Source organism: Saccharopolyspora flava (assembly GCF_900116135.1).
GTDB classification, from domain to species: Bacteria; Actinomycetota; Actinomycetes; order Mycobacteriales; family Pseudonocardiaceae; genus Saccharopolyspora; species Saccharopolyspora flava.
The window spans coordinates 966059-987207 of record NZ_FOZX01000001.1 but is presented as its reverse complement, the minus strand read 5'-3'; the positions used below and the strand labels follow the sequence as shown (position 1 = coordinate 987207).

The window sequence follows — 21149 nt, the reverse complement described above, 5'->3', positions numbered from 1 at the left end:
GGTTCGGCTGTGGTCGAGGAGCGGACCGGAGCACCGGCGACGCTGGTGGCTGACGAGCCGATCGGCGCGACCGAAAGCACGATGGCGGACGTGGATTCCCGCTTCGAATCCAGTGTGGATTCCGTCGTGCCCGACCTCGGTGCGGGCCGCGGACCCGGCTGGCTGGACGCCTGGCTCGGTGCGCACGCGCACCGGGTCGTCGCCTGGCGCCGCCACCTGCACGCCCACCCGGAGCTCTCCCGCGCCGAGCACCGCACCACCGCGTTCCTCGCCGACCAGCTCACCCGCGCCGGCCTCGCGCCCCGCGTGCTGTCCATCGGCACCGGCCTGACCTGCGACATCGAGGGTTCCTCGCCCGGCCCGACGGTCGCGCTGCGCGCCGACATCGACGCGCTGCCGCTGACCGAGGCGACCGGCCTGCCGTACTCCTCCACAGTGGACGGTGCCGCGCACTCCTGCGGCCACGACGCGCACACCGCCGTCGCGCTCGGCGCCGCGACCGCCCTGGCCGGCCACCGCGATTTCCCCGGCCGGGTGCGGATGATCTTCCAGCCGGCCGAGGAGGTCATGCCCGGTGGCGCGCTGGACGTGCTCGCCGACGGCAGGCTCGACGACGTCGACCGGATCTTCGGGCTGCACTGCGACCCGCGCCTGCCCGCGGGCAGCGTCGGCACCCGCGTCGGCCCCATCACCTCCGCCAGCGACCTGCTCGAACTGCGGCTCACCTCGCCCGGCGGGCACACCTCGCGGCCGCACCTGACCGCCGACCTGGTGCACGCCCTGGGCACCGTCATCACCGGCCTGCCCACGCTGCTGTCCCGCCGCGTCGACCCGCGCACCGGGACCGTGCTGACCTGGGGCGCGGTGCACGCGGGCGAGGCGCCCAACGCGATCCCGCAGGACGGCGTGCTCACCGGCACGCTGCGCACCGCCGACCGGGACACCTGGGCGAAGCTGGAACCGCTGGTCCACGAGCTCGTGCAGGGGCTGCTCGCGTCGCTGGGCGTCGGCTTCGACCTGCAGCACCGCCGCGGCGTCCCGCCGGTGGTCAACGAGCCGGAGAGCACCGAGCTGATGCGCGCCGGGATCACCGCCGCGCTCGGCGAGCAGGCCCAGGCCGACACCCCGCAGTCGTCCGGCGGCGAGGACTTCGGCTGGTACCTGGAGCACGTGCCCGGCTCGTTCGCGCGCCTGGGCGTGCACCCGGGCAGCGGGCGGATCAAGGACCTGCACCAGCCGACGTTCACCCTCGACGAGCGCGCGCTGCTGGTCGGCGTCCGCACGATGGTCCACACCGCGCTGCAGGCGCTGCACGGCTGAAACTTCGCCTGATCGAGGTGTATCCGGGCCGGGGTGTATCTGTGGGCGGGGTTCGCGCCTCTGTATGGGCATGAGGACCTATATCGACCGCCCGCAGTTCCTGCCCGCTCCCGACAACTCCGGCCCGGACACCTCCGGTCCGTCCCGGCACGGTGCGCTGCCGCGCGACGAGGCCGAGCGGCTGCTCGGCCCGGACGAGCTCGCCGAGGCCCTGGCCGCCGGAGCCTGGGTCGAGCCGTTCGCCGGGGTCGTGCTGCCCGCCGCTCTCGGTGACGACCCGAGAGCCCGGGCCGCCGCCGCGCTGCTGCGCGCCGGTGACCAGGCGGTGCTGTCCGGGCCGACCGCCGTGGCCATGCACGGCTGCGGCCCGGTCGAGCACGCCGTGCACGTGACCGTGCCCTACGACCGCGACATGCGGTCGCGGGACGAGCTGGTGGTGCACCACGCCTGGCTCCGCGAGACCGACGTCATCGAGCTCGACGGGCTGCGCGTCCAGGCGCTGGACGTGGCGCTGGCCGACGTGCTGTGCACGGGTCCGCAGCGCCGCGCCCTGGACTGCCTGGAGCGCGCGCTGTCCCGGCTCGGTTCCAGCGCCGAGCACTTCCGCGCGCTGGTCGGCGAGCGGCTGACGCGGCGCCGCGACCGGCGCGGAACGCGGAAGGCGTACGCGCTGCTGGAGCTCGCGTGGGTGCGCCCGTCCGTCGCGGGGGTCATGCGGTGAACGCGCTGGTAGATATCACACGCGATGCTGTTAAATACATCGACGCCGATGTTATTTTGACCGTGGAAGGTGCCATCCCGGTCCCGGTGGACCGCGAGCGGAAGGACCGGACGTGCCGGAACCGATCGACCTCGTGCTGCTCGACGTCGGCGGCCCCGTCTACGACGACGCGGCCTATCGCGACGCCCTGCTGCGCGCCACCCGCGAGCTCGCCGCCGAAGACGGGCGCGAGGTCGCCGAGGAGGACTTCCTGCGCCTCTACGACGAGCGCAGGCAGGCCCAGGGCGGTTCGCTGCGCACCGCGATGGCGCGGCGCTTCCTCGTCTCGCACGATCGCGCCGACCTCTCCGCCCGGGCCGAGCGGTACTGGGAGTACCCGCCCGAAGCGCTGCACGACGACGTGCTGCCCGCGCTGCGCCGGATCCGCGAGCACCACCGGATCGCGGTGGTGGCCAATCAGCGCGCGGTCGTCGTCGACGCGCTGCGCCGCGACGGCGTCGCCGAGCACGTCGACGTCTGGGCGATCTCGGAGACCGTCGGCGCGGAGAAGCCCGACCCGCGGATCTTCCAGCACGCCCTGGACGAGGCCGGGGTCCCCGCGTCCCGCGCGGTGCACGTCGGCAACCGGCTCGACACCGACGTCCGCGGCGCCCAGCGCGTCGGCCTGCGCACGGTGTGGGTGCTGCGCGGTGAAGCGCCACCGGCGCCCACGCCCGACCAGCTCGCCGAACCGGACGTCGCGGTGCGCTCGCTGGCCGAACTCCCGGCCGCGCTGGAGAAGCTGGCGTCATGACCGGCGAACTCGTCGCCGGGATCGACGTGGCGACGGCCGCCGTCCGGGTGCAGGTCCACGACCCGCGCGGTGCCCCGCTCGCCGAGGCCTCGCGGCCCCTTCCGGCCCCGGTGCGCTCGCCGGACGGGCGCTCGGAGCAGAACGCCCGCACCTGGTGGCCCGCCGCCCGCGACTGCCTGGCCGAGTGCACCGCGAGCCTGGGCGCGCGCAGCCGGGAGATCACCGCGCTGGCGATCTCGGCGACCTCCGGCACCGTCGTGGCCGTCGACGGCCGGGGCGACCCGGTCGGCCCGGCCCTGATGTACGACGACCGGCGGGCGCGAGTGCCGTGGCTGGCGAAGCACCTCCCGGCGGGCGCGGAGCGGATCTGCCACACGCCCGAGGTGATCGCCGGCGCGCTGGTCGGGCTTCCCGTCGCCACCGACACCAGCCACGCCCTCAAGAGCGGCTACGACCCCGTCGCGGGGGAGTGGTCGGCTGAGGCCCCGGTGGCGCTGCTGCCGCAGGTCGTGCGCCCCACCGCCGTGCTCGGCCGGGTGGGGCGCGAGGCCGCCGCGCTCACCGGGCTGCCGGTGGGCTGCGAGGTGCGCGCCGGGATGACCGACGGCTGCGCGGGACAGCTGGCCACCGGCGCGGTCGACCCGGGCCGGTTCGTGACCGTGCTGGGCACGACGCTGGTGCTCAAGGGCGTGTCCGAGAAACTCGTGCGCGATCCCGCGGGCGTGGTCTACAGCCACCTGCACCCCGAAGGCAGGTGGCTGCCCGGCGGGGCCGCCAACATCGGCGGCTCCGCGCTGTCCGATGTGGACCCCCGGGAGCTGCCCGGCCTGGACGCCGCGGCGCTGGAACGCGGACCGGCGAGCGCGCTGCACTACCCGCTTCGCGGGCGCGGCGAGCGCTTCCCGTTCGCCGCACCCGACGCCGAGGAGTTCCGGATCGGCACGCCGCAGGACCGCGTCGACGAGCACCGCTCGCGCCTGGAGGGCATCGCGTTCTGCGAACGCCTCGCGCTGGAACGGCTCGCCGCTCTGGGCGCGGTCGCCGAAGGACCCGTGCGCACGGCGGGCGGCGGAGCCCGCAGCGCGGCCTGGTGCCGGATCCGCGCCTCGGTCCTGGACCGGCCGGTGCTGCGGGTGCGCGGCGCCGGAACCGCTCTGGGTGCCGCGCTGCTGGCGGCCACGGGCTCGGTCCACCCGGACCTGAGCGCGGCGGCGGACGCGATGGTTCCGCCCGGTGAGCTCGTCGAACCCGACCCGGCCGAAGTGGACCGCCTGGACGAGGCCCACCACCGGTTCGCGGCCGAACTCCGCGCCCGCGGCTGGCTCTAGAGCTCCCGAGGGGAACCCGGGCCGACGTTGTGGCAGGGGCGCTTGCGGAGCTTCTCGACGTAGTCCTCGGGGGCGCCCGCGGCTTCGGCCGCGTCGGCCATGACGCCGAGGTAGCGGGCCGAGGGCAGACCGCCCTCGTAGGCGTCGAGCACGTAGAGCCACGCCAGCACGGGACCGTCGAGGGTCTGCACCATCAGCCGCAGCTTCTTGTGCATCCCGAGCTCGGCGCCCTCCCAGTTGTCCAGGTTCTTCTCGTCTTCCGGGCTCACGTCGTAGAGCACCGTGAAGACCTGCGAACCGGGCTGCTCGACGATCGTCGCGAGGGCGCCTTCCCAGCCGTAGTCCTCGCCGCCGAAGGTCAGCCGCCAGTCCATCAACCAGCCGCTTCCCGCCAGCGGGGAATGCGGGGCGCGCTTCAACATCTGGGCCGGATCCATGTTGGATCCGTACGCGGCGTACAGAGGCACGCCTCACAGGGTAGCGATCCGGTGGCGGAAAAGCGGACCGGACCACGGCACGGATTCGGTTTTCCCGCTCAGGTCCCGCCCGTCCGGGGCGCGGTCGGTCCTGCGCACCGGTGATGATCACGCGCGGTGTTCGATCGTCGGAGTGGCGTTCGCCACGATCACCGATCCGGGCGGTACCACCCGGTTTGACCGGAGTCCTCGCGGCGTACCGTGAGCTGGGCGCCCACTCGGCAACGGGTGCCCCTCGGCCGGATGGACTCAGGAGGAGCGCGAAGTGACCCGCATCGTGATCATGGGAGGCGGCCCGGCGGGCTACGAGGCGGCATTGGTCGCCGCTTCCAACGGAGCGGACGTCACACTGGTCGAACCGGAGGGCCTGGGCGGCGCCTGCGTGCTCTACGACTGCGTGCCCTCGAAGACCTTCATCGCCTCCGCCGGCGCCCGGTCGTCCTTCCGCGACGCCGAGGAGCTGGGCATCCGCACCCCGTCGGAGGAAGCCGACGTGGACGTCGCCGTGGTGCACGGCCGGGTCAAGGGCCTGGCGCTGGCGCAGTCCGCCGACATCCGCTCCCGGGTCCGCCGCGAAGGCGTCAAGATCATCCCGGGTCGTGCTCGCTTCACCGACCCGACCCCGGGCATGGCGGTGCACCAGATCGGCGTCGACCGCGCCGACGGCACCTTCGAGGAGCTCACCGCCGACGTCGTGCTGATCGCCACCGGCGCCACGCCCCGCATCCTGCCGGGTGCCGAGCCCGACGGTGAGCGGATCCTGACCTGGCGCCAGCTCTTCGACCTGCCGGACCTGCCCGAGCACCTGGCCGTCATCGGTTCGGGTGTCACCGGTGTGGAGTTCGCCTCCGCCTACACCGAGATGGGCGTGAAGGTCACCATGATCTCCTCCCGCGACCGCGTGCTGCCGCACGAGGACGCCGACGCCGCCGCCGTGCTGGAGGAGGTCTTCGCCGAGCGCGGCACCGAGGTCGTCAAGCACGCCCGCGCCGAGTCGGTGGAGCGCACCGACAAGGGCGTGATCATCCACCTGGCCGACGGTCGCACGGTCGAGGCCAGCCACGCGCTGATGACCGTCGGGTCGGTGCCCAACACCAGCGACATCGGTCTGGACAAGGTCGGCATCGAGCCCGGCCGGGGCGGCTACGTCGAGGTCGACCGGGTCTCGCGGACCGGGGCACCCGGCATCTACGCCGCCGGTGACTGCACCGGCCTGCTGCTGCTCGCCTCGGTCGCCGGGATGCAGGGCCGCATCGCGATGTGGCACGCGCTGGGTGAGGGCGTCGCGCCGATCAAGCTCAAGACCGTGGCCGCGAACGTGTTCACCCACCCCGAGATCGCCACGGTGGGCATCAGCCAGCAGGCCATCGACAGCGGCGAGGTCCCGGCCCGGACGGTGATGATGCCGCTGGCGACCAACCCGCGCGCCAAGATGGAAGGGTTGCGGCGCGGTTTCCTCAAGGTCTTCTGCCGCCCGCAGACCGGTGTGGTCGTCGGCGGCGTGGTGGTCTCGCCGAACGCCAGCGAGCTGATCCTGCCGATCGCGCTCGCGGTCCAGAACCAGGTTACGGTGGACAACCTGGCCAACACCTTCTCGGTCTACCCGTCCCTGTCGGGTTCCCTGACCGAAGCCGGCCGCCTGCTCATGCGCCACGACGACTTGGACTGACGCGGGGACCTGGACTGACGCGGGGACCTCTGCGGAGGAGGATGGGCCCATGCCCGAACGGCCGGTCCTGATCTACGACGGCGATTGCGGATTCTGCACCCGCAGCGTCCGCCTCGCCGTCCGCCTCCCGGTCCGCATGCGCGTCCAGCCCTGGCAGGAAGCGGACCTCGCGGCGCTGGGAACCACGGAGACGAGGGCCCGCCACGAGGTCCTCTGGGTCGACACCGCCGGCGAGGTCTCCGGCGGCGCGGCCGCGATCGCCGAACTCCTCAAGGCCGCCCGAGCCCCCTGGCCGCTCCTGGGCCACCTCGCCGCGGCCCCGCTCATCCGCGTGATCGCCGCCCGCACCTACCGCTGGATCGCCGACAACCGCCATCGCCTCCCCGGCACCACCCCGGCCTGCCAACTCCCACCAGACCAACGCCCCGGAACCCCCACCTAACCCCTCCGAACACGACCCCAAACCCACACCACGAGGGAACAAGGACAAAAGACCCCACAGTTTTCATGAAAACCTCCCCCACCCCGGGGGGACGAACTCCCCACCAGCCCCCTCGATCAAGGCACAGTTTTCATGAAAACTGCACTGGGACCACGGAAACGTGGGGTGGGGAAGTTTTCATGAAAACTTCCCCACCACAGACATCATCCCTGGTCAGAGACTTGGTGGGGGTCCGAGCCACTGCGGGTGGGAGCACAGTTTTCATGAAAACTGCGTCGAGGGTGTGAAGACGGTGGTGGGGGAGGTTTTCATGAAAACCTCCCCCCACCAAAGGACACCGAGGTCAGTCGATCCAGTTGAAGGTCTTGGTGACCGCCTTCTGCCAGTTGGCGTACTGGGACTCGCGGACCTCCTCGGTCATCGAGGGGTCCCACTGCTTGTCCTTGGCCCAGTTGCTGCGGATGTCCGCTTCGCTCTCCCAGAAGCCGACCGCGAGGCCCGCGGCGTAGGCGGCGCCGAGAGCGGTGGTCTCGTTGACCACCGGGCGGATCACCGGGACGCCGAGGATGTCGGCCTGGAACTGCATCAGCAGCTCGTTGACCACCATGCCGCCGTCGACCTTCAGCGACTTCAGCGGAACACCCGAGTCGGCGTTCATGGCCTCGATGACCTCGCGGGTCTGGAACGCCGTGGCCTCCAGGACCGCGCGGGCCAGGTGGCCGCGGTTGACGAACCGGGTGAGGCCGACGATCGCGCCGCGGGCGTCGGAGCGCCAGTGCGGGGCGAACAGGCCGGAGAACGCGGGCACGAAGTACGCGCCGCCGTTGTCCTCCACGCTGCTGGCGACCTGCTCGATCTCCGGCGCGCTGCCGATCATGCCGAGGTTGTCGCGCAACCACTGCACCAGCGAACCGGTGACCGCGATCGAGCCCTCCAGGCAGTAGACCGTGTCGTTGTCGCCGATCTTGTAGCCGACCGTGGTGAGCAGGCCGTTCTGGCTGATGACCCGCTCGGTGCCGGTGTTGAGCAGCACGAAGTTGCCGGTGCCGTAGGTGTTCTTGGCCTCACCGGGCGACAGGCAGGCCTGGCCGAAGGTGGCCGCCTGCTGGTCGCCGAGGATGCCGGCGATGGGGATGCCCGCGAACACGCCGCGCTCGCGGAACTGCCCGTAGACCTCCGACGACGAGCGGATCTCCGGCAGCATCGACATCGGCACGCCGAGCTCGGCGCAGATGTCCGGATCCCACTGCAGCGTCTCCAGGTCCATCAGCAGCGTGCGCGAGGCGTTGGTCGGGTCGGTGACGTGCAGTCCGCCGTCCGGGCCACCGGTGCAGTTCCACAGCACCCAGGTGTCCATGTTGCCGAACAGCAGCTCGCCCTTCTCGGCGCGCTCCCGGACTCCCTCGACGTTGTCCAGCAGCCACTTCACCTTCGGACCGGAGAAGTAGGTCGCCAGCGGCAGACCGGTCTTGGCCTGGAAGCGGTTCTGCCCCTCGGTGGCGCCGAGCTCGCTGACGATCTCGTCGGTGCGGGTGTCCTGCCAGACGATGGCGTTGTACACCGGCTTGCCGGTGTCCTTCTCCCACACCACCGTCGTCTCGCGCTGGTTGGTGATGCCGCAGGCGGCGATGTCGGAGGAGACCAGGTCGGCCTTGGCGAGCGCGCCCGCGCACACCTGGCGGACGTTGTTCCAGATCTCCATCGGGTCGTGCTCGACCCACCCGGCCTTGGGGAAGATCTGCCGGTGCTCCTTCTGGTTGACCGCGACCACCCTGCCGGAGCGATCGAAGATCATGCACCGCGTCGACGTGGTCCCCTGGTCAATGGCGGCGACGTACGAGGCCATTGTTCAAACCTTCCTTGGTGTTTCAGCTGCTGATGGGCAGGGCGAGCGCGAACAGCGCCGCCAGCGCGCCGCCGACCATCGGGCCGACGATCGGGATCCACGAGTAGCCCCACTCCGGCGAACCCTTGCCGCGGATGGGCAGGATCGCGTAGGCGATGCGCGGGCCCAGGTCGCGAGCGGGGTTGATGGCGTAGCCGGTCGGCCCGCCGAGCGAGTTGCCGATGCCGATGACGATGAAGGCCACCGCGGCGTAGCCCAGCGCGGCGTTGCCGAAGTCCGGCACACCGCCGTCGCCCGGGGTGGCCGGCGGGTTGGTGATGATCCAGAAGACCAGCACGAAGGTGCCGATGATCTCGGTGACCAGGTTCCACGGCGCGTTCGGCACGGTGGGGCCGGTGCAGAAGATGCCCCGCGTGTCGGCCGGGGCCTCGGTGGTGTCGAACTGCAGCTTGTAGGCGGCCCAGCACAGGACCGCGCCCAAGGTGCCGCCGATGATCTGCGCGATGAAGTAGACCGGGACCTGCGACCACGGGATCTCCCCGTAGATCGCCATGCCGATGGTGACCGCGGGGTTGATGTGCGCCCCGGAAGGTTCGGCGATGCTGGCCCCGGCGAAAACCGCGAAGCCCCAGCCGAAGTTCACCAGCAGCCAGCCGCCTCCGACGCCGAGGCTCTTGCTCAGCGTCACGTTCGCGACGACGCCGCAACCCATCAGGGTCAGCACTGCCGTCCCGAGCAGCTCCCAGAGGAATACCTCGCCAAGACTGGTCATTCTCCGTTCCCCTCGTAATGCCGCCGTTGGCACGGGCGGGTGTTCGGTGTCTGTCCGACGTGGAGCGAGTCGGGACGGTACTGCCGCATGGCAACACGTGTCCATCAGTGCCGCCAGTCGTGCGCAGGGCATTCGGCTGGAACGACTAATCCGCGGCTCGCTCGGCGGTAGCGCGGAGCGCGCGGCGGTGCCCGCGGTGCCGGACGCGCGGAGCTGGGGGACGCCGTCGTCCGGCAGCGGGGGATCGACGATCGACCCGGCTACCGATCGACACCTTAATCACAACAAGCGTGTGAAAAGAAGCGTTGCAGACCGGTCGAGATGGTGTTTTTATCGAGATGTACGGTGAGCGACGAAGGTAGCGGCCACCCGGAACGAGGAGTCACCATGTCCGGCCGACGACCGTCCGGCAAGCAGCAGGACAGGCGCCGCAAGATCACCGAGCTGGTGATGGCGGAGGGCACCCTGCGCATCGACGACCTGGTCGCGACCATCGGCGCCAGCGCCATGACCGTGTACCGCGACCTCGCCGACCTGGAATCGCAAGGCCTGGTGCACCGCAACCGCGGCAACGTCTCGGCCGCCTCGTCCCTGCTCTACGAAGCGGCTTCGGAATACCGGCTGCAGCAGAACCAGGCCGAGAAGGACGAACTCGCCCGCGCCGCAGCCGAACTCATCGAACCCGGCCAGGCGCTGGTGCTCGACGACTCCACGACCGGCGTCCACCTGGCGCGGCTGCTGCCCGAGCGCGCGCCGCTGACCGTGGTCACCAACCACCGCGGCGTCTTCGACGAGCTCGCCTCGGCCCCCGGCATCAGCCTGATCTGCGTCGGCGGCGACTACCTGCCGTGGGCGGACGCGTTCGTCGGTGGCATGGCGCTGGATTCGCTGCGCAACCTGCGGGTCGACCTGGCGATCATGTCGGTCTCGGCGGTCACCGACGGCGTCGGCTGCTACCCGCAGCAGGAGATGGTGCAGATCAAGAAGGCCATGCTGGCCGCGGCGCAGCGCACCGTGCTCTACGTCGACCACACGAAGTTCCACCGGCGCGCGCTGCACGCGGTCGCGCCCGTCGAGGACTTCGACATCGTCATCGTGGACTCGAAGACCCCCGAGTCCCAGATCGAGGTGCTGCGCGAGCGCGGCGCCCTCGTCGAGCAGGCGCCGGTCGCGGGCCGTGCTGCACCCGGCACGGACCGTGCAGGTCGGGCATGATGACCACCGAGGTGCGCCGCCTGGCTCAGGTGGCGGTTCCGCGTCGGCGGTGGGGTGACAACGGTGGGACGCGAACAACGCTAGGAGGACGCGGTGTCCAAGGATAAGACGGAAGCGGGAAACCGGCTCGAAGGCACGTTGGGACCCACCGAGCGCGCCGAGAACTGGAAGCGCCTGGGCTCCCAGGAGTTCGACGTCGTGGTGATCGGCGGCGGCGTCACCGGCGCCGGCGCGGCGCTGGACGCGGCGACCCGGGGACTGCGGGTCGCGCTGGTGGAGGCCCGCGACCTCGCGGCCGGAACCTCCAGCCGCTCCAGCAAGCTGTTTCACGGCGGCCTGCGCTACCTCGAACAGCTGGAGTTCTCCCTGGTCCGCGAGGCCCTGCGGGAACGCGAGCTGATGCTCACCCGCATCGCCCCGCACCTGGTCAAGCCGGTGCCGTTCCTGTACCCGCTGACCCGCCGCTTCTGGGAGCGCCCGTACACGGCGGCCGGCCTGCTGATGTACGACACGATGGGCGGCGCCCGCTCCGTTCCCGGGCAGAAGCACCTCAGCCGCGCCGGCGCGCTGCGCATGGTGCCCGCGCTCAAGCGCAACGCCATGATCGGCGGCATCCGCTACTACGACGCGCAGGCCGACGACGCCCGCCACACCATGACCGTCGCGCGCACCGCGGCCCGCTACGGCGCGGTCGTGATGACCTCCACGCAGGTCACTGGGTTCCTGCGGGAGGCCGACCGGATCGCCGGGGTCAAGGTGCGCGACGTCGAGACCTCCGAGGAGGTCGAGATCCGCGCCCACGCGGTGATCAACGCGACCGGGGTGTGGACCGACGAGCTGCAGAAGCTCTCCGGCGGCCGCGGCCGCTTCCGGGTGCGCGCCAGCAAGGGCGTGCACATCGTCGTCCCGCGCGACCGGATCGTCGCCGAGACCGGCATGATCCTGCGGACCGAGAAGTCGGTGCTGTTCGTCATCCCGTGGGGCAACCACTGGATCATCGGCACCACCGACACCGACTGGCACCTCGACCTGGCGCACCCGTCGGCGACCAAGGCCGACATCGACTACCTGCTCGAGCACGTCAACACCGTGCTGGCCACACCGCTGACGCACGACGACATCGAAGGCGTCTACGCCGGGCTCCGCCCGCTGCTGGCCGGGGAGAGCGAGGAGAGCTCGAAGCTCTCCCGCGAGCACGCGGTCGCGCGGGTCGCCCCGGGCCTGGTGGCCATCGCGGGCGGCAAGTACACGACCTACCGGGTCATGGCCGCCGACGCCGTCGACGCCGTCTCGCCCGACATCCCCGGCCGGATGGCCTCGTCGATCACCGACCAGGTGCCGCTGCTCGGCGCCGACGGCTACCACGCGCTGGTCAACCAGGCCGATCAGCTCGCCGGCGCGCACGGCCTGCACCCGTACCGGATCCGGCACCTGCTGGACCGCTACGGCTCGGAGATCCACGCCGTGCTGGCCACCGCCGACGACAACGCCGAACTGCTCAAGCCGGTCCCGGCCGCGCCGAACTACCTGCAGTCCGAGATCGTCTACGCGTGCAGCCACGAGGGCGCGCTGCACCTGGAGGACGTGCTCACCCGGCGCACCCGGATCTCCATCGAGTACCCGCACCGGGGAGTCGACTGCGCCGACGCGGTGGCCCGGCTGATGGGAGGTGTGCTCGGCTGGGACGAGGACACCATCACCCGCGAGGTCGCGGTCTACACCCAGCGGGTCGAGGCCGAGCGCGCCTCGCAGACCGAGCCCAGCGACCAGGCGGCCGACGCCAAGCGCTCGGCGGCCCCGGAGGCCCGGACCAGCCTCGTGGAACCCGTGGTCTGAGAACCGGTTCCGGCACCCGTCAGGGGTCGGTGATCTCGTCGAGCAGCTGCTCGACGAGGCCGATCAGGCGGCGGGTGTCGACCGGGGCGATCGTGCTCCACGCCTCGCCGGACGGCGAGGTGGTGCGCGTCTGCACGTAGCGGCCGAGCGCGGTGTCGAAGAACCCGACGACGCGCTCGGCCCTGCCGCGCCTGCCCGACCGGTCGCGGGCGGCCGCGCCGAACTGGCCCTGGGCCGCGGCACCGGCCACCATCTCGGCCAGCGCCCCGGCGTCGTCGGCGCGGACCCCGCGCCGCCGCAGCGCGGCGGGGAGCGCCTCGACCTGATCACCGACCTCGGCGGCCGCGTCGTCGAGGTCCCGGCTGGGCACCGACACCGAACGTCCCGGCCCGGCGGGCAGTTCCGGCAGCGGCGAGATCGCCGCGCGCGGCAGCCCGGCCGCCGAAGCCGGGGAGAAGCTCAGGAAGTCGCCGTCCTTGATCGCCAGCACGGCCTCGTCGCCGTCGCGGTCCGCGGCGGCCAGCACCCGCACGCTGCGGCCCAGCCAGCTGCGGCCGTCGACCTCGCGGCCCGGATCGGCGATCACCCGCAGCATCCGTTCCAGCTCCGCGTCCACCCCGCCGCCGACCAGCCCGCGCCGCGACAGCGCGCGCCACGAGGAGTCGACGAGTTCGGCCCGCTCGGTGCGGGTGCGGCCGGGCGAGGGGACCTTGAGCACCAGCGGTACCTCGTCGATCCCGAGGTGCTCGGTGAGCACGTCGAATTCCAGCGCCGACAGGCTGATCCGCCGGTCGCCGGGCGCAGCGGTGATCATCGCCCGGGTTCGCCGCCGATCACCGGGCGCGACCCGGTCTGCGGCTCGCCGAAGAACCCGCCGTCGCCGAGCCGCTCGGTGACCTCGTGCTCGACCGGTTCCTCCCGGCGGGACCTGCCGCGCTTGCCCGTAGCCTTCGCCGCGTTCCCGGAAGGACGCGTCGCGGAGCGCGTGCCCCCGGCGGTGTTGCCCGGCGCAGGCCCGGAGGTCGAGGAGGTGGGCACGGCGGTCGGACCCCAGCTGATCGTCACCTTCGACGACCCGCCCGAGCCGCCGGAAGCATCCGCGGGCGCGTCCACCACGACCTGCGGCGGCGGGGCGAACGACGCCAGCGACGTCGTGTTGGCCTGCGTGGAGGCCTCGTAGGTGCGCATCACGTCGAAAGCCCGCTGCTCGGCGGCGTGCTGCGCGGCCTCCTGGATCTCGTAGTCGGTCTGCCCGCCGAACAGGTGCGTCAGCGCCGACACCGCCGCACCCGGTTCCTCGCTGGTCACCGCCACCGGCGGTGGCATGTCGCGGCGGGCCTTGGCGATGAACTCCGCCTGCTGCTCGGCGCGCTCCCGCATCACCGCGCTGGCCTGCTGCGCCAGCTGCGCCCACTCGCCCAGCGGGCGCAGCCCCGAGTCGGCGCTGTCGGCGGCGTGACCCCGCCACCCGCTGCGGGCCGCGGCCGTCGCGGCCGCCAGACCGCCGTCGATCTCACCGAGCGCGCGGGTCAGCTCGCTCCAGCGGCGAATGCTGTCGGTCGATCCGTGCGCCCCCGGGCCCTCGTTGATCTGCGCGTACAGCTCGGCGTGCCGGTAGCCCTGCCAGCGGTGGTCGCCCATCGATCAGCAGCCCCCGCCCAGACCGGCCGCGCTGTCCTGGTCGATCCGCTCGTACTCGCGGCCCGCCTTCTGCAGCGACTCGGCCGCGGCCTGCAACTGGTCCCGGTACCCGCACAGCGCGGTCAGCGCGTCCTCACCTCCGCCCACCGAGCGCTCGTTGAACAGCTCGGCGGCGTCGGCGCTGACCGGGTCCCCGGCCCACGGGCGGATGCGGAGCTCGGTGATGGCGTGCTCGATCTGCAACCCGACCGCGTCCAGGGACTCCTGCAACGAGTTGACGAGACGCGGGATCGCGCTGGGCTCGACCTCCATCGAACCACCGGATCCCGCGCCGTACGGCTCGGTCAACGGCACCGTGTCCCCTCCCGCAGACCGGGGCCGCGACCTTCCTGCGCCCCCGGGTGAACGTCCGCCGGACACTGTATCCGCGATCCATCACCCTGTGGAGTCCGCCAAACGCGGGGAGTGTCACCCCGTCAGGGGGTGGATTCCTGCTGCACCGGGGCCCGGGAGTCCGACGTGGAGGCCGGTGGGTTCGCCAGCGTGCGCACCGCCTCCTCGGCGACCCGCTGCGCACCCGCGCAGAGCTGGTCGACCGGCGGCGGTGGCTGCCCGCCGTCGTCGCGGTAGAGCACGTCGAGGTGCTGGCCGTCGGCGACGTCGACCGCCACGTTGCAGGACAGGTCCAGGCCCGGGGTCTTGATCACCAGCGCGGGGAAGGCCGCCACCAGCACCGGGGAGGCCTCCACCTGCGCGGTGTCGTCGGTCCACACCCCCATGCCCTCGGTGGTGATCAGCGCCAGCCGGGCGCCGACCTTCGCGGTGGTGTTGCGGTAGCTGCAGGTGGCCGCGTTGCCGAAGCCGGCGTCGGAGTCCGGCAGCGGTTCGCGGTCGAAGCCGAGCTGGTTGCGCTGGTCGGCGGTGAGCAGGACGCACGGGTCGACGCCGTCGAGCGCCAGGTCGAACGGCCGCGGCGGCAGCGACGGCGGGGCGCTCGTCGTCGGAGCGGGAGGGGGTGGCGGGGGCGGCGCGGTGCCGGCCGTGGGGGCCGACTGCCACATGCCGCACCCGGTGAGCGTGAGCGCGCCGAGGCCGAGCAACGCTCCGAGTCGTCGCGCCCCGGAGAACCGCGAGCTGTGCATGGCCCTCACCGTAACGAAACGTGGTCGCCGGTGACGGCAGGTCGTCATCGACGGCGCCAGGTGAACCAGATGATCGCCACGATCGGGATCAGCAGCAGCACGCCGATCTGCCGCGCCACCAACACCAGCGCGATGCCGGCGGCGATCGCGCCGACGGTCAGCGCGACCGCGCCCGCCGACGGGCCGGGGCGTGTCGGGACGCCGTTGCGCGCGGGGGAGGTCTCGACCGGGCGGGGGCCGGGCAGGTCGTCGAAGAGGACGTCGAGCTCGGAACCGAAGCGCGCGGCCGACGCCTGCCTGCACCGCTCGTCGTACTCGGCGAGCTCCAGGCGCCCGGCGGAGAAGTGCTCGCCGAGCAGCCGCATGGCCCGCTCGCGCTCGGGGTCACCGATGCGCAGGTCTTTTCCCGACCGGCCGCTGTCCACGCGCCCATCCTACGGATCGGGCGTCCCTCGAAGGAGTGCCGCGGCCCGGTGCGGTGGCGCACCGGGCCGCGCAGCGGGTCAGACCGTCGCCGGTTCGCGGCTCTCCAGCAGCGGCGGGGCGCTGGGCGCGGCCAGCACCTCGTCGTCGAGGACGTTCTCGCTGCGGGCCACCACGACCGGCACGACGACCTGGCCCGCGACGTTGGTGGCGGTGCGCATCATGTCCATGATCGGGTCGACCGCGTAGGCGATCGCGATGCCGGTGGCCACCACCTCGGGCGGGAAGCCCAGCGCGCCGACGGTCAGGGTCAGCATGGTGAACCAGCCGGTCACGCCCGCGGTGGCGATGGAGCCGAACACCGCGACGGCGATGATCGTCAGGTACTGCACCGGGCCGAGGTGGATGCCGAAGAGGTTCGCGATGAACATCGAGCCCACGGCCGGGTAGATCGCCGCGCAACCGTCCATCTTGGTCGTGCTGGCCAGCGGCACCGCGAAGTTGGCGTAGGACGACGGCACGCCGAGGTTCTGCGCGGCCTGCCGGGTCATCGGCAGCGTCGCGCCCGAGGAGCGGGAGACGAACGCGAACTGCAGGACCGTCCACGCCTTGGCGAAGAAGCGCACCGGGCTGACCCGGGCCACCAGCGCCAGCAGCAGCGGGTACACCGCGAACAGCACCAGCAGGCAGGCCACGTAGGTCGAGCCGATCAGCTTCACCAGCGGCACGAAGAACTCGTTGCCGTAGGTGGCCACCGCGTTGCCGATGAGACCGAGGGTGCCGATCGGGGCGAGCCGGATGATCCAGCCCAGCACGCGCTGGATGACCTCGAAGGCGGCCTTGTTGAAGTCGACGAACGGCTTGGCCTTGTCGCCGAGGCTGTAGGTGGCGGCGCCGATGATCAGCGACACGAACACGACCTGCAGCGTCTCGCCGTCGGCGAAGGCGCTGATCAGGTTCTCCGGGACCAGGCCGTTGAGCAGGTCGAGCCAGGAGCCGTGCGTCTTCTCGCCGATGGCCTGCAGCTTGGCCGGATCGGGTTCGATGACCAGGCCGCGGCCGGGCTGGAACAGGCCGCCGACGACCAGGCCGATCACCACCGCGATCAGCGAGGTGATGGCGAACCACAGCGCCGTCTTGCCGCCCAGCCGGGCGGCGGTGCGGCCACCGCCGAGCCCGCGGAGGCTGTTGATGCCCACCACGATCGCGGTGAAGATCAGCGGCAGGACGGTGAAGCTGAGCAGCTTGGTGAACGTCGATCCGATCGTGTCCAGCGTCGTGACCAGCCACTCCGCGCCGGTCTGCTTGGCGATCCAGCCGAGCAGCGCACCGAGCACCAGCGAAGCGAGCACGGCGACGGCGAACAGCTTCGGGTTGAAGCGCAGGCGCGTCCGCGCAGCGGTAGAGGACACAGGGGTCTCCTGAAGACGTGAAGGGTTGATGCGGAGGGCGCGGGTAGGCGCCGGGGAGCGGCGGATGGCCGCGGGTGATCGGCGGAGCCGCCCCGGGATGAGCGGCGGGGGCGTCAGCTCCGGCCGGAGGAGGTCAGCGACAGACGCAGCTGGCCTGCCGTCGAAGATCGACGTGCAGGCGGGAGGTCAGCATCAACGGTCGCAGGGCACCCATAACGACAGTAGATAACCACTCGATCGAGCGATTAAGTCCCGATCAGGGGGTAAATGTGCCCACGTTCACCCCGATGTCGGCGCCGCGTGGGGTTGAACGTGCGAGCCGAACGCCGCCTTGCGCGTCGTCGGTGGTCACCAGTGGACAGTTTTAGTCATAATTGTCCGGGCAAAACGGACATTGATCATGGGTGATTATGGCTAAAACTGTCCCCTGGTGACGCAGCGAACTCAACGGGTCAAGCGCTCGGCGGCGTCCAGAAGGACGTGATGGAGAGGTCGAGGCGGGCGAGGAGCTTCCGGGTGAGGGGGAGGCTGATGCCCAGGACGCTGGAGGGATCGCCGTCGACGCCCTCGATGAACCAGCCCCCGAAGCCCTCCAGGGTGAACCCGCCCGCGACGTGCAGCGGCTCCCCGGTGGCGACGTACGCCTCGATCTCCGCCTCGCTCGGCGTCCCGAACCGCACCGTCGTGCTCAGGTGACCGGAGGCGCGGTCGACGACCTCGCCGTCGCGCACCCGCAGGATCGCGTGCCCGGTCAGCAGCTCGGCCTCGGTGCCGGAGTTCTGCGCCCAGCGCTTCGCGGCGACCTCGGGCGTGCCGGGCTTGCCGACGATCTCGCCGTCGGCCTTGAGCAGCATCGAGTCGCACCCGACGATCACCGCCTCGGCCACCGGCGACTCCGCGGCGACCGCCTCGGCCTTGGCCTGCGCCAGGGCGGTGACCAGCTCGGCCGGCGCGGGGTCGGTCAGCGACGCGGTCACCGCGTCCTCGTCCACCCCCGACACCTTCACCAGCGGGTCGATCCCCGCCGACCGGAGCACGGACAGGCGGGCGGGCGAGGCGGAAGCGAGCACGAAACGCACGGGCCCGATGCTAGAACCCGATCCGGCGAGCCCGGCGCCTAGGCTGAGCGGGTGAGCGATGAGGTTCTGCTGGACGGTGATCTGCTGAGGCGGCGACTGGTCGACGACGGCCCGTACGCCGCCCTGGACGTGGTGGCCGTGACCGGCTCCACCAACTCCGACCTGTCCGAGGCCGCCGCCCGCAGCGCCGCCGACCGGACGGTGCTGATCGCCGAGGAGCAGAGCGCCGGGCGCGGCAGGCTGCAGCGGCAATGGCTCTCTCCGCGCGGCTCCGGGCTGTTCGTCAGCGTGCTGCTGCGCCCCGGCGTCCCGCCGTCGGCGGTGGCGTGGATGCCGCTGATCGCCGGCGTCGCCCTCGCCGAGACCGTCGAGCGCACCAGTGGCGTCCCGGCCGGTCTGAAGTGGCCCAACGACCTGCTGCTGGGCTCCGGCGAGGAATGGCTCAAGGGCGCCGGGATCCTCTCCGAGGCGGTCGCCGGTCCCGACGGCATCGCGATCGTGCTGGGCATGGGCGTCAACCTCGCGCAGCGGCGCGACCAGCTGCCCACCGGCGCGGGCGGTCTGCCCGCCACCTCGCTGGCCGCCGAGGGCGCCGAGGTGGATCGCGCGGAGTTCGCGATCGCCCTGCTCGACGCGCTCGCCGAGGTCGAGGGCCGGTGGCGGGACGCCGGCGGCGACGTCGTGGCCACCGGGCTGCTCACCCGCTACCGGCGGCTCTGCCGGACCCTCGGGCAACGCGTCCGGGTGGAGCTCGGCGAGGAGGACCTGATCGGCGAGGCCGTCGACGTCGACGACAGCGGCAGGCTCGTGGTCCGCGCCGACACCGGCCGGACCACCGCGGTGTCGGCGGGCGACGTGGTGCACGTCCGCCGGAGCTGAAGGCTCTCCGCGTTCAGATCGGGCCGGTAACGTGAATTCCCAGACCCGAAACGAGGAAGGGGAACCGTGTCCTACCCGGACGGCCTGCTGGGCGACGACGAGAACGTCGTGGTGCACAAGCACCCGCACTGGAAGATGCTGCTCGGCCCGGTGCTGGTGCTGTTCGTCGTGGTCGGAGGCGCTTCCTACCTCGCCGCGCTGGTGGCGACGACCGACTGGCGGCTGCCGGTCTGGAGCGCGCTCGGCGTGGTCGGTCTGCTGCTGATCGTCTGGTTCACCCTGGCCCCGCTGCTGCGCTGGCGGACCACCCACTTCGTGATCACCACGCACCGGTTGATGGTCCGCGAGGGCGTGTTCACCCGTTCCGGGATCGACATCCCGATGTGGCGGATCAACTCGGTGCGCTGCCGCCGCGGTCTGGTGGATCGGCTGTTCGGCTGCGGCACGCTGGTGGTGGAGTCGGCCTCGGACGAGCCGCTGGAATTCGACGACATCCCCCAGGTCGAGCAGGTGCAGACGCTGCTCTACGGCGAGGTGGGGGACGGGGCGCAACACCGGCCGCAGGAGGGCTGAATGGGATCACGTGAACTGGGCTTGCCGATGCCGGTCGCCGCGCCGGAACCGGCGTCGCTGCCCGCCGAGGTGACGATCTGGGAGGTCGGCGCCCGCGACGGCCTGCAGAACGAGAAGGAGATCGTCCCGCTCGAGGTGAAGCTGGAGTTCCTGCGGCGGCTGGCCGACGCCGGTCTCGTCGTGCTGGAGGCGACCAGCTTCGTCCACCCGAAGTGGGTCCCGCAGCTGGCCGACGCCACCGAACTGATCGCCGAGCTCGACCCGGCCCCCGGCGCCCGCTACCCCGTGCTGGTGCCCAACGAGCGCGGGCTGGACCGCGCGCTGGAGGCGCAGGTGCGCGACATCGCGATCTTCGCCTCGGCCACCGAGACGTTCGCGCAGCGCAACCTCAACAGCGATCTGGACGGCCAGTTCGGCATGTTCGAGCCGGTGGTGTCCCGCGCGGTCGGCGAGGGCATCGCGGTGCGCGGCTACCTGTCGATGTGCTTCGGCGACCCGTGGGAGGGGCCGGTCCCGGTCGAGCAGGTCGTGGCCGCGGGCAAGCGGCTGCTGGAGATGGGCTGCTTCCAGCTCTCCCTCGGCGACACGATCGGCGTGGCCACGCCCGGCCACGTGGAGGCGCTGCTGCGCGCGTTCGTCGCGGCCGGCGTCGGCGTCGACCGGCTGGCGGTGCACTTCCACGACACCTACGGCCAGGCCCTGGCCAACACCCACACCGCGCTCCGCCACGGAGTGTCCACCGTGGACTCGTCGGCGGGCGGGCTCGGCGGCTGCCCCTACGCCAAGTCCGCGACCGGCAACCTCGCCACCGAGGACCTGGTTTGGATGCTCGAAGGTCTCGGCATCGCTCACGGCGTCAACCTGGAGTCACTGGTGGATACCAGCCGCTGGATGGCCGAGAAGCTCGGCCGCCCAAGCCCTTCCGCAGTGGTGAAAGCGCTCGGCTGAGAACTGCTGCTGTGGTCTTGACCGCCGAGCGGCCGGACCACGAACCCTTCAGCTCTCCCGCGTTCCGAACATGCCGACGAAGCTGAAGCGGAGCACCCGGTCACCGTCGCGGTCGGCGGTGCCGGTGATCTCCACCAGGCCCAGGTTCGGCTTGCTGCGGGAGCGGCGCTGGCCGGTCACCTCCATGCCGAAGTGCAGCACGTCGCCCGGGAACACCGGCGCCAGCCAGGTCAGCTCGTTGCCGCCCGGCGAGCCCTGCGACGTCGAATCGCCCAGCACGTGGTCGACGTAGGCGCGCATCCACAGCGAGGCGGTGAACCAACCGGACGCGCACAGTCCGCCCAGCACCGAGTTGCGGCCGGCCTCCTCGTCGAGGTGGAACGGCTGCGGGTCGAAGCGGGCGTTGAACGCCAGCATCTCCTCGCGGTCGATCGCGGTCTTGCCCAGATCGAACACCCGCCCCGGCGTCAGGTCCTCGTACGCGATGGTGGCCATGCCGACATCGTCGCAGGTACCGGCCGCGCCCCGCGGTGAGAGGGTCCTCACAGGGGTCGGCGGTGACCGGCGATTCCCGGGGCGGATGCGCGCCAGGTTGGTGAAAACCGGGCCCTCGCGTGGAACCATCGAACACCTC

23 protein-coding genes are annotated in these 21149 nt (G+C 71.8%); 11 read left to right on the top strand and 12 right to left on the bottom strand.

The genetic code is table 11. The features are described from left to right. Positions 1 to 81 precede the first annotated feature (81 nt). The 4 genes from BM424_RS04485 (at position 82) to BM424_RS04470 (ending at position 4162) form a co-directional block, all read left to right on the top strand. Positions 82 to 1320, top strand: a complete 1239-nt coding sequence (locus BM424_RS04485) for an amidohydrolase (protein ID WP_093414657.1) — start codon at positions 82 to 84, stop codon at positions 1318 to 1320. A gap of 70 nt (positions 1321 to 1390) precedes the next feature. Next, positions 1391 to 2041, top strand: a complete 651-nt coding sequence (locus BM424_RS04480; protein WP_245775597.1) for a hypothetical protein — start codon at positions 1391 to 1393, stop codon at positions 2039 to 2041. Positions 2042 to 2153: 112 nt separating this feature from the next. Then, positions 2154 to 2834, top strand: coding sequence for an HAD family hydrolase (locus BM424_RS04475; protein ID WP_093413865.1), 681 nt, complete (start codon positions 2154 to 2156; stop codon positions 2832 to 2834). Further along, positions 2831 to 4162 carry an FGGY-family carbohydrate kinase gene (locus tag BM424_RS04470; RefSeq protein WP_093413863.1) on the top strand — a complete coding sequence of 444 codons (1332 nt, stop codon included), beginning with the start codon at positions 2831 to 2833 and terminating at the stop codon, positions 4160 to 4162. The genes BM424_RS04475 and BM424_RS04470 overlap by 4 nt, the downstream gene beginning before the upstream one ends. Here BM424_RS04470 and BM424_RS04465 read toward each other — a convergent pair. Beyond that, positions 4159 to 4629: a gamma-glutamylcyclotransferase family protein gene (locus BM424_RS04465; RefSeq protein ID WP_093413862.1), complete on the bottom strand. Its 471-nt coding sequence runs from the start codon at positions 4627 to 4629 to the stop codon at positions 4159 to 4161. The two genes, BM424_RS04470 and BM424_RS04465, sit on opposite strands and share 4 nt — an antisense overlap. 274 nt (positions 4630 to 4903) lie before the next feature. Here BM424_RS04465 and BM424_RS04460 point away from each other — a divergent pair, with 274 nt between their 5' ends. Continuing rightward, entirely contained in the window at positions 4904 to 6307 is a 1404-nt protein-coding gene (locus BM424_RS04460) for an NAD(P)H-quinone dehydrogenase (RefSeq protein ID WP_093413860.1), read from the top strand. 49 nt (positions 6308 to 6356) lie between these two features. Beyond that, positions 6357 to 6749, top strand: coding sequence for a thiol-disulfide oxidoreductase DCC family protein (locus BM424_RS04455; RefSeq protein ID WP_093413859.1), 393 nt, complete (start codon positions 6357 to 6359; stop codon positions 6747 to 6749). A 343-nt stretch (positions 6750 to 7092) separates the two neighbouring features. Here the strand turns inward: BM424_RS04455 and glpK are convergent, their stop codons facing one another. Further along, positions 7093 to 8595, bottom strand: a complete 1503-nt coding sequence (glpK, locus tag BM424_RS04450) for a glycerol kinase GlpK (RefSeq protein ID WP_093413857.1) — start codon at positions 8593 to 8595, stop codon at positions 7093 to 7095. A gap of 22 nt (positions 8596 to 8617) precedes the next feature. Then, positions 8618 to 9367, bottom strand: coding sequence for an MIP/aquaporin family protein (locus BM424_RS04445; RefSeq protein ID WP_093413855.1), 750 nt, complete (start codon positions 9365 to 9367; stop codon positions 8618 to 8620). A gap of 387 nt (positions 9368 to 9754) precedes the next feature. Here BM424_RS04445 and BM424_RS04440 point away from each other — a divergent pair, with 387 nt between their 5' ends. Further along, a complete protein-coding gene (locus BM424_RS04440) occupies positions 9755 to 10582 on the top strand; it encodes a DeoR/GlpR family DNA-binding transcription regulator (protein WP_093413854.1) in 828 nt (275 codons plus the stop codon). Between the two features lie 93 nt (positions 10583 to 10675). After that, entirely contained in the window at positions 10676 to 12418 is a 1743-nt protein-coding gene (glpD, locus tag BM424_RS04435) for a glycerol-3-phosphate dehydrogenase (protein ID WP_093413852.1), read from the top strand. A gap of 19 nt (positions 12419 to 12437) precedes the next feature. Here the strand turns inward: glpD and BM424_RS04430 are convergent, their stop codons facing one another. From BM424_RS04430 to BM424_RS04400, 8 genes are all read right to left on the bottom strand, one after another. After that, positions 12438 to 13232, bottom strand: coding sequence for an ESX secretion-associated protein EspG (locus BM424_RS04430; RefSeq protein WP_093413851.1), 795 nt, complete (start codon positions 13230 to 13232; stop codon positions 12438 to 12440). Further along, positions 13229 to 14059 (bottom strand): PPE domain-containing protein, encoded by an 831-nt coding sequence (locus BM424_RS04425; protein ID WP_093413849.1) that lies wholly within the window; start codon positions 14057 to 14059, stop codon positions 13229 to 13231. Before BM424_RS04425 ends, BM424_RS04430 begins: the two co-directional genes overlap by 4 nt. A 3-nt stretch (positions 14060 to 14062) precedes the next feature. Then, complete coding sequence (locus BM424_RS04420) at positions 14063 to 14413, bottom strand: hypothetical protein (RefSeq protein ID WP_093413847.1); 351 nt, start codon at positions 14411 to 14413, stop codon at positions 14063 to 14065. Positions 14414 to 14535: 122 nt separating this feature from the next. After that, positions 14536 to 15201 carry a DUF3558 domain-containing protein gene (locus BM424_RS04415; protein ID WP_093413846.1) on the bottom strand — a complete coding sequence of 222 codons (666 nt, stop codon included), beginning with the start codon at positions 15199 to 15201 and terminating at the stop codon, positions 14536 to 14538. A gap of 44 nt (positions 15202 to 15245) precedes the next feature. Continuing rightward, complete coding sequence (locus tag BM424_RS04410) at positions 15246 to 15626, bottom strand: DUF1707 SHOCT-like domain-containing protein (protein WP_245775596.1); 381 nt, start codon at positions 15624 to 15626, stop codon at positions 15246 to 15248. A gap of 78 nt (positions 15627 to 15704) precedes the next feature. Then, positions 15705 to 17036, bottom strand: coding sequence for a dicarboxylate/amino acid:cation symporter (locus BM424_RS04405; RefSeq protein WP_093413844.1), 1332 nt, complete (start codon positions 17034 to 17036; stop codon positions 15705 to 15707). A 133-nt stretch (positions 17037 to 17169) separates the two neighbouring features. Next, positions 17170 to 17250 (bottom strand): putative leader peptide, encoded by an 81-nt coding sequence (locus BM424_RS29860; RefSeq protein WP_425441976.1) that lies wholly within the window; start codon positions 17248 to 17250, stop codon positions 17170 to 17172. A gap of 238 nt (positions 17251 to 17488) precedes the next feature. After that, positions 17489 to 18115, bottom strand: a complete 627-nt coding sequence (locus BM424_RS04400) for a nucleoside triphosphate pyrophosphatase (protein WP_093413843.1) — start codon at positions 18113 to 18115, stop codon at positions 17489 to 17491. A 51-nt stretch (positions 18116 to 18166) separates the two neighbouring features. Here BM424_RS04400 and BM424_RS04395 point away from each other — a divergent pair, with 51 nt between their 5' ends. The 3 genes from BM424_RS04395 to BM424_RS04385 all read left to right on the top strand — a co-directional run bounded on the left by BM424_RS04395 (position 18167) and on the right by BM424_RS04385 (position 20515). Further along, positions 18167 to 18994, top strand: a complete 828-nt coding sequence (locus BM424_RS04395; RefSeq protein WP_093413841.1) for a biotin--[acetyl-CoA-carboxylase] ligase — start codon at positions 18167 to 18169, stop codon at positions 18992 to 18994. Between the two features lie 66 nt (positions 18995 to 19060). Further along, entirely contained in the window at positions 19061 to 19567 is a 507-nt protein-coding gene (locus BM424_RS04390; protein WP_093413840.1) for a PH domain-containing protein, read from the top strand. Next, a complete protein-coding gene (locus tag BM424_RS04385; RefSeq protein ID WP_093413838.1) occupies positions 19568 to 20515 on the top strand; it encodes a hydroxymethylglutaryl-CoA lyase in 948 nt (315 codons plus the stop codon). Positions 20516 to 20563: 48 nt separating this feature from the next. On the opposite strand, the gene BM424_RS04380 is transcribed toward BM424_RS04385, so the two are convergent. Continuing rightward, positions 20564 to 21010 carry a MaoC family dehydratase gene (locus tag BM424_RS04380; RefSeq protein WP_093413837.1) on the bottom strand — a complete coding sequence of 149 codons (447 nt, stop codon included), beginning with the start codon at positions 21008 to 21010 and terminating at the stop codon, positions 20564 to 20566. Positions 21011 to 21149 lie beyond the last annotated feature (139 nt).

What these genes read in the sequence shown, in the direction of transcription:
- BM424_RS04480 (WP_245775597.1), top strand. Translation starts at nt 1,391, where the DNA reads ATGAGGACCTATATCGACCGCCCGCAGTTCCTGCCCGCTCCCGACAAC.
- BM424_RS04415 (WP_093413846.1), bottom strand. Translation starts at nt 15,201, where the DNA reads ATGCACAGCTCGCGGTTCTCCGGGGCGCGACGACTCGGAGCGTTGCTC.
- BM424_RS04430 (WP_093413851.1), bottom strand. Translation starts at nt 13,232, where the DNA reads ATGATCACCGCTGCGCCCGGCGACCGGCGGATCAGCCTGTCGGCGCTG.
- BM424_RS04455 (WP_093413859.1), top strand. Translation starts at nt 6,357, where the DNA reads ATGCCCGAACGGCCGGTCCTGATCTACGACGGCGATTGCGGATTCTGC.
- glpK (WP_093413857.1), bottom strand. Translation starts at nt 8,595, where the DNA reads ATGGCCTCGTACGTCGCCGCCATTGACCAGGGGACCACGTCGACGCGG.
- BM424_RS04470 (WP_093413863.1), top strand. Translation starts at nt 2,831, where the DNA reads ATGACCGGCGAACTCGTCGCCGGGATCGACGTGGCGACGGCCGCCGTC.
- BM424_RS04380 (WP_093413837.1), bottom strand. Translation starts at nt 21,010, where the DNA reads ATGGCCACCATCGCGTACGAGGACCTGACGCCGGGGCGGGTGTTCGAT.
- BM424_RS04485 (WP_093414657.1), top strand. Translation starts at nt 82, where the DNA reads ATGGCGGACGTGGATTCCCGCTTCGAATCCAGTGTGGATTCCGTCGTG.
- BM424_RS29860 (WP_425441976.1), bottom strand. Translation starts at nt 17,250, where the DNA reads ATGGGTGCCCTGCGACCGTTGATGCTGACCTCCCGCCTGCACGTCGAT.
- BM424_RS04445 (WP_093413855.1), bottom strand. Translation starts at nt 9,367, where the DNA reads ATGACCAGTCTTGGCGAGGTATTCCTCTGGGAGCTGCTCGGGACGGCA.
- BM424_RS04440 (WP_093413854.1), top strand. Translation starts at nt 9,755, where the DNA reads ATGTCCGGCCGACGACCGTCCGGCAAGCAGCAGGACAGGCGCCGCAAG.
- BM424_RS04385 (WP_093413838.1), top strand. Translation starts at nt 19,568, where the DNA reads ATGGGATCACGTGAACTGGGCTTGCCGATGCCGGTCGCCGCGCCGGAA.
- BM424_RS04425 (WP_093413849.1), bottom strand. Translation starts at nt 14,059, where the DNA reads ATGGGCGACCACCGCTGGCAGGGCTACCGGCACGCCGAGCTGTACGCG.